We start from the raw sequence: 13,650 nt of genomic DNA on the forward strand, positions 1-13,650 counted from the left end.
TTGCCCGGGCTCGGACATAGCGAACACGCGGACAGGCCGCCCGGCTCGATCGGGCAGCTGCGCGCGCGACTCGTCGGCGTCCTGCGGGCAGTGCCGATCCGCTGGCGCATCCTGTCGATCGCCGGGCTGAACTCCGCCGTTGTCGTCGTCCTGGTGGCGATGATCTGGAACGGCGCGCAGGTGCTGGGGTCGGCCTGGGACGATGTGCGCCAGGTGCGCGAGTCCGACCGTATCCTCGCGCTGCTCGAAAGCGAGACCGGGCGGCTGCAAAACCTGATTCACCGCTACATCAATCAGCCGAGCCCGGACCTGTTCGCCGAGATCCTCCTGCTGCGCGAGGCGGTGCTGGGCACCCTGACAAACCGCGCCGCCAAGGACCCGATGCTCGCAGGCTCGGTCGAGGAGCTGGAGCGCACCACCGACCGCTTCCTCAACGGTTTCGGCGAGCTGCGCAGCGTGCAGGCCACCATCGCCAAGACCTACGAGGAGCAGGTGCAGGGCCCGGCCAGGGACATGGCCGGCCTCTACTCCATCATCGAGGGCGCCACGGGCCATCGCGACGCGCTGATCTGGCCCTCGCTGGGGAAATCCCGGGAGGCCTTCACCGCGATGCTGGTGGCGGCCAATTCCTACTATCTTTCGCTGTCGTCAGGCGCGGCCGACGACGCGCGCCGCAACACCGAGACGATCGAGAAGACCATCCCCGTGATGATCGATCTCGCCGACAACGACCTCCAGAGGATGGCCCTGCGGCGGCTCGCGTCCCGCACTGCAGCGCTGCGCGAGGGATTTGCCAAGCTGTCCGAGCAGCTTGCCAGCCGCACCGAGCTCCTGCGCAACACCATCGACGCCAGCCAGGCCGAGGCGATCGGCGCCATCGACGATCTCTCGACCAAGATGCGCCAGCGCGAGCAGAAGGCGCAGGAGACGTTTGACCGCACGCTTGCCGACATTTCCCGCCGCGTGCTGTCGATCGCGGTGATCTTCCTCGGCATCATCCTCACCGCCGGCGTGCTGATCGCGCTGTCGATTCGCCTGCCTCTGCAGCAGATCATGGCAGCGATGCGCGCGATCACGCTCGGCGATCTCGACCGCGAGGTACAGGGCACCAAGGCACGCGATGAGGTCGGCGCCATGGCGCGCGCGGTGGAAGTGTTCCGCGAGAACGCGATCGCCAAGCGCCAGACCGAGGACGAGCTGCGTGCGTCCAAGGAAAAGGCCGAGAGCGCGCTGCTCGAGCTCAACGCCGCCCAGCAGAACCTGATCGACGCGGAGCGGCTCGCCGCGCTCGGCGGACTGGTCGCCGGCGTGGCCCACGAGGTCAACAATCCGATCGGGATCAGCCTGACCGTTGCTTCGAGTCTTGCCCGGCGCACCGAGATCTTCGAGGCCCAGCTCAAGGGCGAGGGCGGCTTGCGCCGCTCGCAGCTGGAGGAGTTCGTGCAATCCTCGCGCGACGCCTCGCAGCAGCTGGTCGCCAACCTCCAGCGCGCCGGCGAGCTGATCCAGTCCTTCAAGCAGGTCGCGGTCGACCGCTCGCACGCCGAGCGGCGGCAGTTCAGCCTGAGCGAAGCCACCGACCAGATCATCGCCAGCCTGCGCCCGGTGCTGAAGCGCTCGCCGATCACGCTGGAGGTCGACGTGCCCGAAGGGCTGCTGCTGGACGGCTATCCCGGCTCCTACGGCCAGATCCTGACCAATTTGTTCCTCAACGCCGCCAACCACGCCTTCGCCGACGGGCGCGCCGGCACAATCACGATCTCGGCGCGGCCGCGCGGGACGGAGGACATCGAGATCATCTTCAGCGATGACGGGGCCGGCATGACCCCGGACGTGCAGCGCCAGGCCTTTGACCCTTTCTTTACCACCCGGCGCAATGAAGGCGGCACGGGACTCGGCCTGCATATCGTCTATAACCTCGTCACCCAGCAGCTCGGCGGCCGCATGATGCTGGAATCCAAGCTGGGACAAGGCACTACTTTTCGCATTATCATGCCCCGCATCGCCAAGGGCGGCGCGCAAAGCACAGAGACCGACGGGACTTCTCAATGGCCGAACAGGACGATGTCCTCCACCTGATCGACGATACCGGTATCGCGCCGGAGGATGCCAACGCCCGGAAATGGAAAATCGCCGTCATCGACGACGATCCGGCCGTGCATGACGGCACGCGCTTTGCCCTCTCGGACTACAGCCTGAACGGCCAGAGCCTGGAGATTCTGTCGGCCTATTCCGCGGCGGAAGGCCGCAAGCTGATGGCCGAGCACAGCGACATCGCCGCCGTGCTGCTCGACGTCATCATGGAGACCGACGTCGCCGGGCTCGAACTGGTCGAGTACATCCGCAACGAGATCAGGAACGAGACCGTCCGCATCATCCTGCGTACCGGCCAGCCGGGTCAGGCGCCGGAGCGGCGCGTGATCGTGCAGTACGACATCAACGACTACAAGGCCAAGACCGAGCTCACCGCAGACAAGCTGTTCACCTCGCTGACCGCCGCGCTGCGCTCCTATCAGCAGCTCGAGCGCATGGTGCAGACCCGGCGCGGGCTGGAGATCATCATCGACGCCGCCTCGACGCTGTACGACTTCAAGTCGATGCAGCGCCTCGCCGAGGGCGTGCTGACCCAGCTCGCCTCGCTGCTCAACGTCGATTGCGCCGGCATCCTGGTCTTGCGCGACAACGGCGGCATCGATCCCGAGCTCTCGGTGCTCGCCGGCAGCGGCTGCTACAGCCGCTTCATCGGCTTCACCTCGTCGAAGGCGCTCGACCCCGAACTGCGCGAGATGGTGGAGGCGGCGTTCCAGCGCCGCAAGAACGAATTCGCCGACCACCGCAGCGTGATCTACCTGCGCACCGGAAGCGGACGCGAGGTCGTGGTGCTGCTGCAGGCCGAGCGCGAGCTCTCCGAGACCGACCGCTCGCTGGTCGAGATCTTCTCCAGCCGGCTCTCGATCGCCTTCGACAACGTGATCCTCTACCAGCAGCTCCAGGACGCCAACGCGCAGCTGGAAGACCGCGTCGCCCAGCGCACCCGCGCGCTGATGCAGGCCAACCGCCGCCTCTCGGCGCAATGGCTGCGGCTGCAGCGCGCCAACGGCTTCAAGAACGAGATCCTGGGCACCGTTGCCCACGACTTGAAGAATCCGCTCGGCGTCATCCTCGGCCGCACCGAGATGCTGAAGGAGCTGATCTCGACCGGCGCATCGGAAGCCGGCGTGGTCGCCCAGGTCGATCACATCCGCGACGCCACCAAGCGACTGACCACGATGGTTGACCATCTGATCTCGGATGCGATGGCCGATGCCTTCGACATCACCATCCGCCGCGAGCCGGTCGATGTCGCCACCCTGGTCAAGGAGGTCGCCGAGGCCAACCAGCCGCTCGCGGTCAACAAGCAGCAGACGATCAGCGTCACCGCCCCGCCCAATATCGTCACAATGTGCGACATCGACCGCATCCGCGAAGCGATCGACAACCTCATCAGCAACGCCATCAAGTACTCTCCGATCGGCGGCAGGATCGACGTGACCGTCACCCATGAAGGCAGCGACACGATCGTGCGCGTCAGCGACGAGGGCGCCGGCCTGTCGCCCGAGGATCTCGGCCGCCTGTTCGGCCGGTTCCAGCGGCTGTCGGCAAAGCCGACCGCCGGCGAGAGTTCGACGGGGCTCGGGCTCTCCATCGTCAAGCGCATCATCGACATGCACGGCGGCGAGGTGACCGCCGACAGCGACGGCCCCGGCAAGGGCTCGACCTTCACCATGACCCTCCCCGCGACCGAAATGCCGTGATGCAAAGACCATGACCCAAAGCCAGCACATCATGATCGTCGACGACGAGGCCCCGGCCCGGGAGATGGTCGGCGATTACCTCAAGATGCACGGCTTCACCGTGACGCTGTGCGACGGCGGCAAGTCGCTGCGGGCAGCGATCCAGGGCAGCATGCCCGATCTCGTGGTGCTCGACCTCAACATGCCCGAGGAAGACGGGCTCTCGATCATTCGCGACCTCAAGAGCCGCATCAACGTGCCGGTCATCATGCTGACGGCGACCGCGAGCCCGATCGACCGCGTGGTCGGGCTCGAACTCGGCGCCGACGATTACGTGGCAAAGCCGTGCGAGCTGCGCGAGCTGATGGCGCGCATCCGCTCCGTGCTGCGGCGGAGCGTGCCGGCCAAGGCCGCCGCGCCCGACGCGGCGGCGGCGAAATCGGACAAGGAGCAGCTGGTGCGCTTCGGCACCAAATGGCTCGACCTCGAAGCCCAGGCCTTGCGCGACGACGAGGGCAACGAGCATCCGCTGACGGCCTCCGAGTTCGGGCTGCTCAAGGTGTTCGCGGCCAACCCGAAGCGCGTGCTGTCGCGCGAGCGCCTGCTCGAGCTCGCCAATGCGCGCGATGCCGAAGCCTTCGACCGCGCCGTGGACCTGCGCATCATGCGCATCCGCCGCAAGATCGAGCCCGATCCGGCAAAGCCCGCCGTGATCCGCACCATCCGCGGCGGCGGCTACCTGTTCTCGCCGCAGGGCGAGAAGGCGTAGGGCTTTAACGTCATTCCGGGGCGCCCCAAGGGCGGACCCGGACTCTCGAGATTCTCAGATGCGCAATTGCGCACCCTGGCTCGACGCCGTGCATCGTCCCGGAATGAAGGGGTAAACGGCTCGGCCGAACGCAAATCCCCGAAATACGTTCCGCGGCGGCCCCGTCCGCCTCCAGATCCCTAACCCCGTATTTTCCGCACATTGAAATTGCACGTCTTTTTGCCTCGAATGTTTCGTCCCGGCTGTTCTGACGAAACAATTTGGCGGCGCACGAAACCATTTTTCCCTTTTCGTGCAGACGTCCCGAAACGTTGGCTCATTAACACATCGGCTCAAGGAAACGCCGCTCGGTTGCGGCGCTACGGGGAGCCAAGTCCATGCCGAACGTCATCGCCATCAACGCCCAGGCCAGCCAGAGCATCGTTGCCGCTCAGGCGACTTCGGACGACATGCTTCTCGAAAGCATTGCCGACGGCAATCGGACGGCCATGCACATCCTCTATTGCCGGCACAATGTGCGGGTGTACCGCTTCATCCTGCGCATCGTGCGCGATGCGACCACGGCGGAAGACCTGGTCAGCCAGGTTTTTCTGGACGTGTGGCGCACCGCCGGCCAATTCCAGGGCCGCTCGCAGGTCTCGACCTGGCTGCTCTCGATCGCCCGCTTCAAGGCACTCACCGCAATGCGCCAGCGCCGCTTCGAGGACATCGACCAGGAAGACGTGCGCCAGATTCCCGATGGTAACGATACGCCGGAGACGTCGCTCGACCGCAGCGACACCAGCGCCATCCTGCGCGCCTGCGTGCAGAAGCTGTCGCCCGCACATCGCGAGATCATCAACCTCGTCTACTACCACGAGAAGTCGGTGGAGGAGGTCGGCCAGATCATCGGCATTCCCCAGAGCACGGTGAAGACCCGGATGTTCTATGCCCGCAAGCAATTGGCCGATTTGCTTAAGGGCGCCGGCGTCGACCGCTTCGCCGCCTAAATTCAACGAATTCAATTGGATAGGGGCATCGATCTGCCCCTCTCCAGGGACACGGAAGCGTTACCGCCGACGAAACAATTGAAACAAAGCACAACATCAGCCGGAAAAACTTCCGCCCTATAAACCTCGCAAACGGTTTTGCTTAGACCTCCAAGACCTCCAACGACCCGGACGGGATGCCCCCCTCCGGGTCGTCTTGTATTTGGGTGCCCGCGGGTCACGAACGTGTGACGCCAGGTAACGCCCGACGCATCGCGCCCGAATTGCTCGTGACTTCCCTCACGAGTGCCCCGATGCTCGAACTCAGCCTCGCCGTCCTTGCCGGCATCTTCACCGTCGCGGCGCCCTGCACGCTGCCGATGCTGCCGATTTTGCTCGGCGCTTCGATCGGACGCGCAGGACATTTGCGGCCGGCGATGATCGCGCTCGGCTTCGTCATGTCGTTCTCAGCGACCGCGCTGCTGCTCGGCGCGATCACACAATTGTTCGACTTCGATCCGACCGTTTTGCGCGAGGCCGCATCGATCCTGCTGTTGGGCTTCGGCCTGTTGATGCTGTGGCCGGCGCCGTTCGAGTGGCTCTCGATCCGGCTCAACGGCTGGCTCGATCTCGGCGCATCCAGCGGAGTGCAACGCGAGGGCGCGCTCGGCGGTCTCGTGCTCGGCACCACGCTGGGCCTGGTATGGACACCCTGCGCCGGGCCCGTGCTCGGCTCGATCCTGACGCTGGTTGCAAGCTCGAAGAACCTTGCCTGGGCCAGCACGCTGCTGGTCGCCTATGCCATGGGCGCGGCGATCCCGTTGCTCGCGATCGCTTATGGCGGACAGGCCGCGACCACGCGTGTGCGCAGCCTCGCGCGGATATCGCCGCGGCTGCAGCAGGGCTTTGGCGTCGTCGTGATCGGCTTCGCCCTCTCCGCCTACTTCCAATACGACACGCTGATCGTGGCCTGGCTTACCAGCTTCTATCCCACCGGCCAGATCGGCCTGTGATCATCGCCTCATTCACCGGAGAACCCTTCATGACTTTCAAACTGCTCGCCATGGCCGCCGCACTGACCGGCTTCACCGTCACCGGGGCCGTTATCCCCGGCGTCTGCGACGAGGTGTCCGGCGCGGCACCCTTGCGCGTCGCTGCCGCGAGCCAGGAGAACGCGCCCGATTTCACCGGAATCACCAACTGGTTCAATTCGAAACCGCTGACCATGGCCGACCTCCGCGGCAAGGTCGTGATGGTTGATTTCTGGACCTATGGCTGCGTCAACTGCGTCAACACGCTGCCGCACGTCAACGACCTCTACGCCAAGTACAAGGACAAGGGCCTCGTCGTGGTCGGCGTGCACACGCCGGAGTTCCCGTTCGAGCGCTCGGCTTCGAACGTGCAGGCCGCGCTGAAGCGCCACGGCATCGCCTATCCGGTGGCTCAGGACAATAATTCCAAGACCTGGAACGCCTACCGCAACCAATATTGGCCGGCGCAATACATCATCGACCAGAGCGGCAAGATCGTATTCCGGCACGCCGGCGAAGGCAGTTACGACCAGATCGAGCGCACCGTGGCAAAGCTGCTGAACGTCGCCAGCTGACGCGCGCAGCCATCGCGCGGCGGGTCTCCGCTGTCCCTTGTTGCTTGACACCGCGGACCCGCCCGTAGAGTTTCGCGGGCGACGGAATCAGCCGCCCGCGATGGACGACTCGACCACCAGCACCGACATCCGCCTTCGTGAAGGCTCCTCGATCGCGCAACGGCTGATCATGGCCGGCTGTGCGGCCGCGGTGGCGCTGTGCTTCACGCCCGGCCTGCTCACGCACGATACGCTGGAGATCATCGTCTCGGCGGTGGCGCTCCTGGTGGGGGCGGGATTCGTCGTCGGCATCATGATGGCGCCGGCGGTGGTGTGGATCATCACGCCCAACGAGATCCTGATCGGGCAGCAGCGTCCGTTCGGAAAGCTCCGCACGCGTGTCGTCCCGAAGCACGACATCAGCGGATTGCAGGTTCCCGGCAGCAAGAGGGTGAAAGCCCGTTTCCAGCTGGTCTTCACGCTGGCATCGGGAGAACGCCTGACGTCGCCGCCGATCTCGGACGTGACCCATGTTCGCGACACCGTGGACAGGATCGTCACACAGTTCGAGGTCCCCAATGTCGAGGCACCCAGCAATCCGCTCGACGCCCGCAATCCCGAGATGCATCTCGGCGAGCCGGCCGAGCCTTTTCCTGTGAGGGACGTCCGCATCGTCGCGTTGATCGCGATCGCCTTGTGCGCTGGTCCCTATGCCTACAAGCTCTGGCGAGGCCTGCCGCCCAGCCATGTCGATATCCTGTTGCTGCCGCTCGGCGTGATCGCCGGGCTGGCCGTCTACCGCTACGCCAACCTCGCGATCGGCGCATTCTGGATCATCCGGCAGGACCATATTCGCGTCGAGCGATTGTGGGGCGACGGCACGCCCCGCGCGGACCACATCGAAGGGCCCGACGTGAAGACGATCACGGTGGAGCGCCGCGGCCGCTCCGAGGACGAGCACTGCATCGTGGTGATCCGTCTGCACTCGGGACGACGGTTTCGCAGCCCGCGGATCGGTTCGCGGGTCGAGGCCCGCGCCGTGGGCACGGAGATCGTGCGCCGGCTGGGAATCGCGGCGGAGAGCAACAAGATCTAGCTTGTGCAGGGGAGGGAGGCACCGGACCCATGGCGACAAGCACTGCTTTTCGCGCCATCCCCCGTTTGTGGCATTGCCAGGACCGCCTCAAAAAGCCAAAGCATTCTCGTGACATGCCAAGGGCCCGCGCCATCAACTTGCCATGAACTTGCCCCTCAGGTTTGATGGTTCCGAATGATTTGCGCTGTGGCAGCGGGGAGAGCTTGAAATGACGGATTTTCGTCGCCTGACCGGGGTTTTCATGGCTGCGATGGGGCTGATCCTGTCCGCGCCGCAGGCCCTCGCGCAGCAACCTGACCGCGGCGACGAGCCGGGCTTGATTGCTGATGACGGCTATCAGCTCGAGCCGGAATGGCAGAAGCAGGTGGTCTACTTCCGCACCACCGAGCCCCCGGGCACGATCATCGTCTCGACGGCCGAACGTCACCTTTATCTTGTGCAGCCCGGCGGCCGCGCGATTCGCTACGGCATCGGGGTGGGGCGCGACGGCTTCCAGTGGCAAGGGCTGGTGACCATCACCAACAAGAAGGAGTGGCCGGACTGGACGCCGCCGCCGGAGATGATCCAGCGCCAGCCCTATCTCCCGCGCTTCATGGCCGGCGGCCCGGGCAATCCGCTGGGCGCCCGCGCCATGTATCTCGGCACCACGGTCTACCGCATCCACGGCACCAACCGACCCGACACGATCGGCACCAAGGTGTCCTCGGGCTGCTTCCGCCTGGTCAACGCCGACGTCGCCGATCTCTACGATCGCGTCCCGATCGGCACCAAGGTGGTCATCCGGCAGAAGCCCGAACTCTGAGGGCTATGGATAGGAGCATGATCTCCAGGATCATGCTCCGCCCCTCCTGCAATTCCCATTTTCCGATTTTCGAGAGAGCAACATGATGCGCACTTTTCGTGGCGGCCTGCTGATCGGGCTCGCCCTCGCCGTGGTGGTCGCCGTCGCGGCGATCATCTATGAATTCTACGACACCCGCACCTTGAAGCGCACAGTGCGCCGCGGCGAGGTGCTGTGCGGCGTCAACAAGGGACTGCCGGGCTTCTCATATTCGGAAGACAACAAGAATTGGACCGGCTTCGACGTCGATTTCTGCCGCGCGGTGGCGGCGGCGATCTTCGACGACCCGGGCAAGGCGAAGTTCATCCCGCTCGACGCCAACGAGCGCTTCAAGGAATTGCAGAGCCGGAAGGTCGACATTCTCTCGCGCAACACGACCTGGAGCATGGCGCGCGAGCTCGACTACGATCTCTATTTCCCCGCCGTCGCCTATTACGACGGCGCAGGCTTCATGCTGCCGCGCTCGCGCAACAAGGAGACATCGCTGGATCTGACCGGCAGCAAGGTTTGCGTGCAGGCCAACACGACGACGGCGCTCAACATCGCCGACTACTTCCGCATCAACAACATGAAATACGAAGAGGTGAAGTTCGAAAACCTCGCCGACGTGGTGAAGGCCTACGACACCGGCAAGTGCGACACGTTCAGCGCCGACGTCTCGCAGCTCTATGCGCTCAGGCTCAACCTCTCCAAGCCCGGCGACCACATGATCCTGCCGGACATGATCTCCAAGGAGCCGCTGGCGCCCGTCGTGCGCCAGCGCGACGACGACTGGATGATGATCGTGAAGTGGACGCTGTACGCGATGATCAACGCCGAGGAGCTGGGAGTCACCTCGGAGAACATCGACGAAGCGCTGAAGTCGAAGAAGCCGGAAGTGATGCGCCTCGTCGGCACCGAAGGCAATTACGGCGAGAAGCTCGGCCTGACCAAGGACTGGGCGGCGCGCATCATCCGCCACGTCGGCAATTACGGCGAGATGTACGACCGCAACATCGGCGAGAAGTCAAAGCTGAAGATTCCGCGCGGCATGAACCAGCTGTGGAACGCGGGCGGGGTGCAGTACGCACCGCCGATGAGATAACGGCGGCTCTCGCCGCCGTCGTCATTGCGCGCCAACGGGTCCGCGCGAAGCGCGGCCCGGTGACAGGCTCCGCGAGGCAGTCCAGAATGCCTCCCCGGCAACAGCCTGGATTGCGTCGTCGCAAGCGCTCCTCGCAATGACGATGTTGACGTAGACGCGCACCACACTCTTGGTCGTCATGCCCGGGCTTGTCCCGGGCATCCGCGCTCTTGCAGCACTTGAGAACGTGAATGGCCGGGACGAGCCTGGCCATGACGGCTCGCGCTGGTCCTCTCTAGCCTCGTCTCTGCCGCTTGCCTCAATACCCGCGCGCCCTGGCCAGCTGCTCGGTGTGGTAATTCGCATCGCCGAACAGCTCCTCGCAGACTCTCGCACGCTTCATGAAGAAGCCGATGTCGAACTGGTCGGTCATGCCCATGCCGCCGTGCATCTGCACGCCCTCCTGCACCGCGCGCGTGGCGGTGGTGCCGGCGCGGGCCTTTGCGACGGCGACGCTCGATGCGGCCTTGGCAACATCGGCGTCCAGTGCCTGCAGCGCCTTCATGGTGGCGGCGCGGGTTATCTCGATGTCGATGTAGAGTTCGGCGGCGCGATGCTGCAGCGCCTGGAATTCGCCGATCAGCTTGCCGAATTGTTTGCGGCTCTTCAGATATTCGACGGTGCGGCCAAAGACCTCCTCGCTGAGGCCGACCATCTCGGCAGCGACGGCGCCGCGGCCGATGTCGAGAACGCCATCGAGCAGGTTGGCGGCCTGGTCGACTTCGCCGAGCACGCTGTCGGCATCGACCTCGACATTGGCGAAGTCGATCCGCGCCGCGTTGTGCGCATCGACCATGATGGTGCGCTCGATCGCAACACCCTTGGCCTTCGGGTCGACCAGGAACAAGGTCAGGCCCTCGCGCTCGCCGGCGGCCCCCGCCGTGCGCGCGGCGACGATCAGGAGGTCGACGACATGGCCGTCGACCACCAGAGCCTTGGCGCCCGAGAGCCTGAAGCCGTTGCCCGCGCGAACGGCCTGGAGACTGGTCTGCAGCGGGCGATGTTTTGCACCCTCGTCGATCGCGAGCGTCGCGAGCAGCGAACCGCTTGCAATCTTCGGCAGGTATTCCGACTTCTGCGCGGCATTGCCGCCGCGATTCAGCGCCGAGGCCGCAACCACGCTGGTGGCAAGAAAGGGCGAGGGCATCAGCGTGCGGCCGATCTCCTCCATGACGACGCCCGCCTCGACATAGCCGAGGCCGCTGCCGCCGAAGTCCTCCGGCACCAGGAGGCCGGCAAAGCCCATCTCGGCGAAGGCGTGCCAGAGCTCTTTCGAGAACCCGACGCGATCCTTGCTGTCGCGCAGATGGCGCAGGTGCGACACCGGCGCCTTGCCGCTGATCAGTCCGCGCGCGGAGTCGCGGAGCATGGATTGTTCTTCGGTGAGGACGAGGGCCATGTACGTGTTTCCCGTTCGAAATCTATTCGTTGTCGTCATTCCGGGATGGCCCTAAGGGCCAGGCCCGGAATCCATCAGACGGCATTTCCGCGGGCAGATGGATTGCGGGCTCGCGCTACGCGCGCCCCGGAGTGACATTTGGTGAGAGCGCCGCTCACGCCCCCGGCAGATCCAGGATGCGCTTGGCGACGATGCCGAGCATGACCTCGGACGTGCCGCCCTCGATCGAGTTGGCCTTGGTGCGCAGCCAGGCGCGCGGCTTCGCGCCCTGCTTGGAGCGCTCGCTCTCCCATTCCAGCGCATCGACGCCGCCGGCCGACATCAGGATCTCGTGGCGACGCTTGTTGAGCTCGGTGCCGTAATATTTCATGGCCGAGGAAAACGCCGGATGCGCCTGCCCTGCCTTGGCGAGATCGACGGCGCGCTCGGCGCAGGCCGCGAGCGCGGCTTCGTCAACGTCGAAGCGCGCGATCTGGCCGCGCAGCATGACATCGTCGAGCCGACCCTGCGCATCGGTGCCGACGGTGTCAGCCGCGATCTGACCGAGCGGACGGCCGACGCCGCGCTCGCCCATGCCCGAGATCATCGCGCGCTCGTGCTGGAGCAGATATTTCGCGACGTCCCAGCCGCGGTTGATGGTGCCGACCACGTGCGACTTCGGCACCCGGACATTGTCGAAGAAGGTTTCGCAGAACGGCGAATAGCCCGAGATCAGCAGGATCGGCTTGGTCGAAACACCCTTGGAGGTCATGTCGAACAGGATGAAGCTGATGCCGTCATGCTTCTTCGCGGCGGGATCGGTGCGCACCAGGCAGAAGATCCAGTCGGCGTAGTTGGCGTAGGAGGTCCAGATCTTCTGGCCGTTGATGATGAAGTCGTCGCCGTCGCTCTCGGCGCGGGTCTGGAGCGAGGCGAGATCGGATCCGGCGTTCGGCTCGGAATAGCCCTGGCACCAGCGGATCTCGCCCGCTGCGATCTTCGGCAGATGCTCCTTCTTCTGGGCTTCGTTGCCGTACTTCAGGAGCGCCGGCCCGAGCATCCAGATGCCGAAGCTCGACAGCGGCGGACGGGCGCCGATCCGCGCCATCTCCGCGCGCAGCACCTTGTGCTCGGCGGCGCTGAGGCCGCCGCCGCCATACTCCTTCGGCCAGTCGGGCACGGTCCAGCCCTTGTCGCGCATGCGCTCGAACCAGATGCGCTGCGGCTCCGACGAGAACTTCGCGTTGCGACCGCCCCAGAACACATCCGCATCCGATGTTGCGGGCTTGCGCATTTCGGGCGGACAATTGGCTTCCAGCCAGGCGCGCGTCTCGTTGCGGAAGGTCTCGAGATCGGTGGTTTCTGTATCGCTCATGGTCGTTTCCATCGCATCGGAATTCAGCTTGTTGCCGGCGACTCTGGGCCAACGCTCCGCGGAATTCAACCACTTCCGCAGCCCGCATTCGGCTATAGTCGCCGTTACGGCGAGCTTGAAAACAAAGAGGAAACGAGAATGCGCCTGAAGCTTCTTTCGCCTGGCGAAATGAACGAGAGCCAGCGCCAGACCTATGACGAATCGATCGCCGGCAAGCGCGGCAAGCCGCCGCCGCCGATGATGGCCTGGTTGAACAGCCCCGACATGGCCCGTCACGCCACACGGCTCGGCGAGGTCCTTCGATTCGATACGGTATTCCCGGCCAAGCTCTCGGAGATCGCGATCCTGGTGACGGCGCGGCACTGGACCGCGCATTACGAATGGTATGCGCACAAGCGCCTCGCACTTGCCGGCGGGATGGCCCCTGAGATCATCGAGGCGATCCGCGACCGCCGCACGCCCGACTTCGACGACCCCAAGGCCAGGATGATCTACGACCTCGCGAAGTCGCTGCACGAAGGCCACGGCGTCGAGAAGGGCCTGTATGATGAGGCGGTGAAGCTGCTCGGCGAGCGCGGCGTGGTCGAGGTGATCGGACTCTGCGGCTATTACACGCTGGTGTCGATGACGCTGAATACGTTCGAGTTCGAGCTGCCGGAAGGTGAGGTGTCGGAGCTGGCTTAACCGCCCATTCGGAAACGATGAGTTTCAGGACGGGCGAGTAGCACTCGCCTCGGGCCTT

The 13,650-nt window shown here is 65.0% G+C and carries 13 protein-coding genes; 10 read left to right on the forward strand and 3 right to left on the reverse strand.

All coding sequences use genetic code 11. From position 1 onward, the window contains the following. From ASG57_RS25610 to ASG57_RS25650, 9 genes are all read left to right on the forward strand, one after another. Positions 1–2,079: a sensor histidine kinase gene (locus tag ASG57_RS25610; RefSeq protein ID WP_024337040.1), complete on the forward strand. Its 2,079-nt coding sequence runs from the start codon at positions 1–3 to the stop codon at positions 2,077–2,079. Beyond that, positions 2,049–3,794 (forward strand): ATP-binding response regulator, encoded by a 1,746-nt coding sequence (locus ASG57_RS25615; protein WP_024337039.1) that lies wholly within the window; start codon positions 2,049–2,051, stop codon positions 3,792–3,794. Before ASG57_RS25610 ends, ASG57_RS25615 begins: the two co-directional genes overlap by 31 nt. 10 nt (positions 3,795–3,804) lie before the next feature. Then, positions 3,805–4,542, forward strand: coding sequence for a response regulator (locus ASG57_RS25620; protein WP_024337038.1), 738 nt, complete (start codon positions 3,805–3,807; stop codon positions 4,540–4,542). A 377-nt stretch (positions 4,543–4,919) separates the two neighbouring features. Continuing rightward, positions 4,920–5,531, forward strand: coding sequence for a sigma-70 family RNA polymerase sigma factor (locus ASG57_RS25625; protein ID WP_024337037.1), 612 nt, complete (start codon positions 4,920–4,922; stop codon positions 5,529–5,531). 293 nt (positions 5,532–5,824) lie between these two features. Continuing rightward, the gene (locus tag ASG57_RS25630) at positions 5,825–6,523 is read left to right on the forward strand and encodes a cytochrome c biogenesis CcdA family protein (RefSeq protein ID WP_057198036.1); all 699 of its coding nucleotides are present in this window, start codon (positions 5,825–5,827) and stop codon (positions 6,521–6,523) included. 29 nt (positions 6,524–6,552) lie between these two features. Beyond that, the gene (locus ASG57_RS25635; protein ID WP_024337035.1) at positions 6,553–7,116 is read left to right on the forward strand and encodes a thioredoxin family protein; all 564 of its coding nucleotides are present in this window, start codon (positions 6,553–6,555) and stop codon (positions 7,114–7,116) included. Between the two features lie 100 nt (positions 7,117–7,216). After that, positions 7,217–8,191, forward strand: a complete 975-nt coding sequence (locus ASG57_RS25640) for a hypothetical protein (protein WP_024337034.1) — start codon at positions 7,217–7,219, stop codon at positions 8,189–8,191. Between the two features lie 208 nt (positions 8,192–8,399). Beyond that, a complete protein-coding gene (locus ASG57_RS25645; RefSeq protein ID WP_024337033.1) occupies positions 8,400–8,993 on the forward strand; it encodes a L,D-transpeptidase in 594 nt (197 codons plus the stop codon). Positions 8,994–9,078: 85 nt separating this feature from the next. Further along, on the forward strand, positions 9,079–10,116 hold the full coding sequence (locus ASG57_RS25650) for an amino acid ABC transporter substrate-binding protein (protein ID WP_024337032.1): 1,038 nt from the start codon (positions 9,079–9,081) through the stop codon (positions 10,114–10,116). 21 nt (positions 10,117–10,137) lie between these two features. Here the strand turns inward: ASG57_RS25650 and ASG57_RS38130 are convergent, their stop codons facing one another. The 3 genes from ASG57_RS38130 to ASG57_RS25660 all read right to left on the reverse strand — a co-directional run bounded on the left by ASG57_RS38130 (position 10,138) and on the right by ASG57_RS25660 (position 12,908). Next, the gene (locus ASG57_RS38130; protein ID WP_155248213.1) at positions 10,138–10,296 is read right to left on the reverse strand and encodes a hypothetical protein; all 159 of its coding nucleotides are present in this window, start codon (positions 10,294–10,296) and stop codon (positions 10,138–10,140) included. A 118-nt stretch (positions 10,297–10,414) separates the two neighbouring features. Beyond that, complete coding sequence (locus ASG57_RS25655) at positions 10,415–11,554, reverse strand: acyl-CoA dehydrogenase family protein (protein ID WP_024337031.1); 1,140 nt, start codon at positions 11,552–11,554, stop codon at positions 10,415–10,417. Between the two features lie 154 nt (positions 11,555–11,708). Beyond that, complete coding sequence (locus ASG57_RS25660) at positions 11,709–12,908, reverse strand: acyl-CoA dehydrogenase family protein (protein ID WP_024337030.1); 1,200 nt, start codon at positions 12,906–12,908, stop codon at positions 11,709–11,711. A gap of 138 nt (positions 12,909–13,046) precedes the next feature. Between ASG57_RS25660 and ASG57_RS25665 the strand changes: the two genes are divergently transcribed. Further along, positions 13,047–13,592 carry a carboxymuconolactone decarboxylase family protein gene (locus tag ASG57_RS25665; RefSeq protein ID WP_024337029.1) on the forward strand — a complete coding sequence of 182 codons (546 nt, stop codon included), beginning with the start codon at positions 13,047–13,049 and terminating at the stop codon, positions 13,590–13,592. The last annotated feature ends 58 nt before the right edge of the window (positions 13,593–13,650 follow it).

The organism is Bradyrhizobium sp. Leaf396 (genome assembly GCF_001424605.1).
Taxonomy (GTDB): Bacteria; Pseudomonadota; Alphaproteobacteria; order Rhizobiales; family Xanthobacteraceae; genus Bradyrhizobium; species Bradyrhizobium japonicum_C.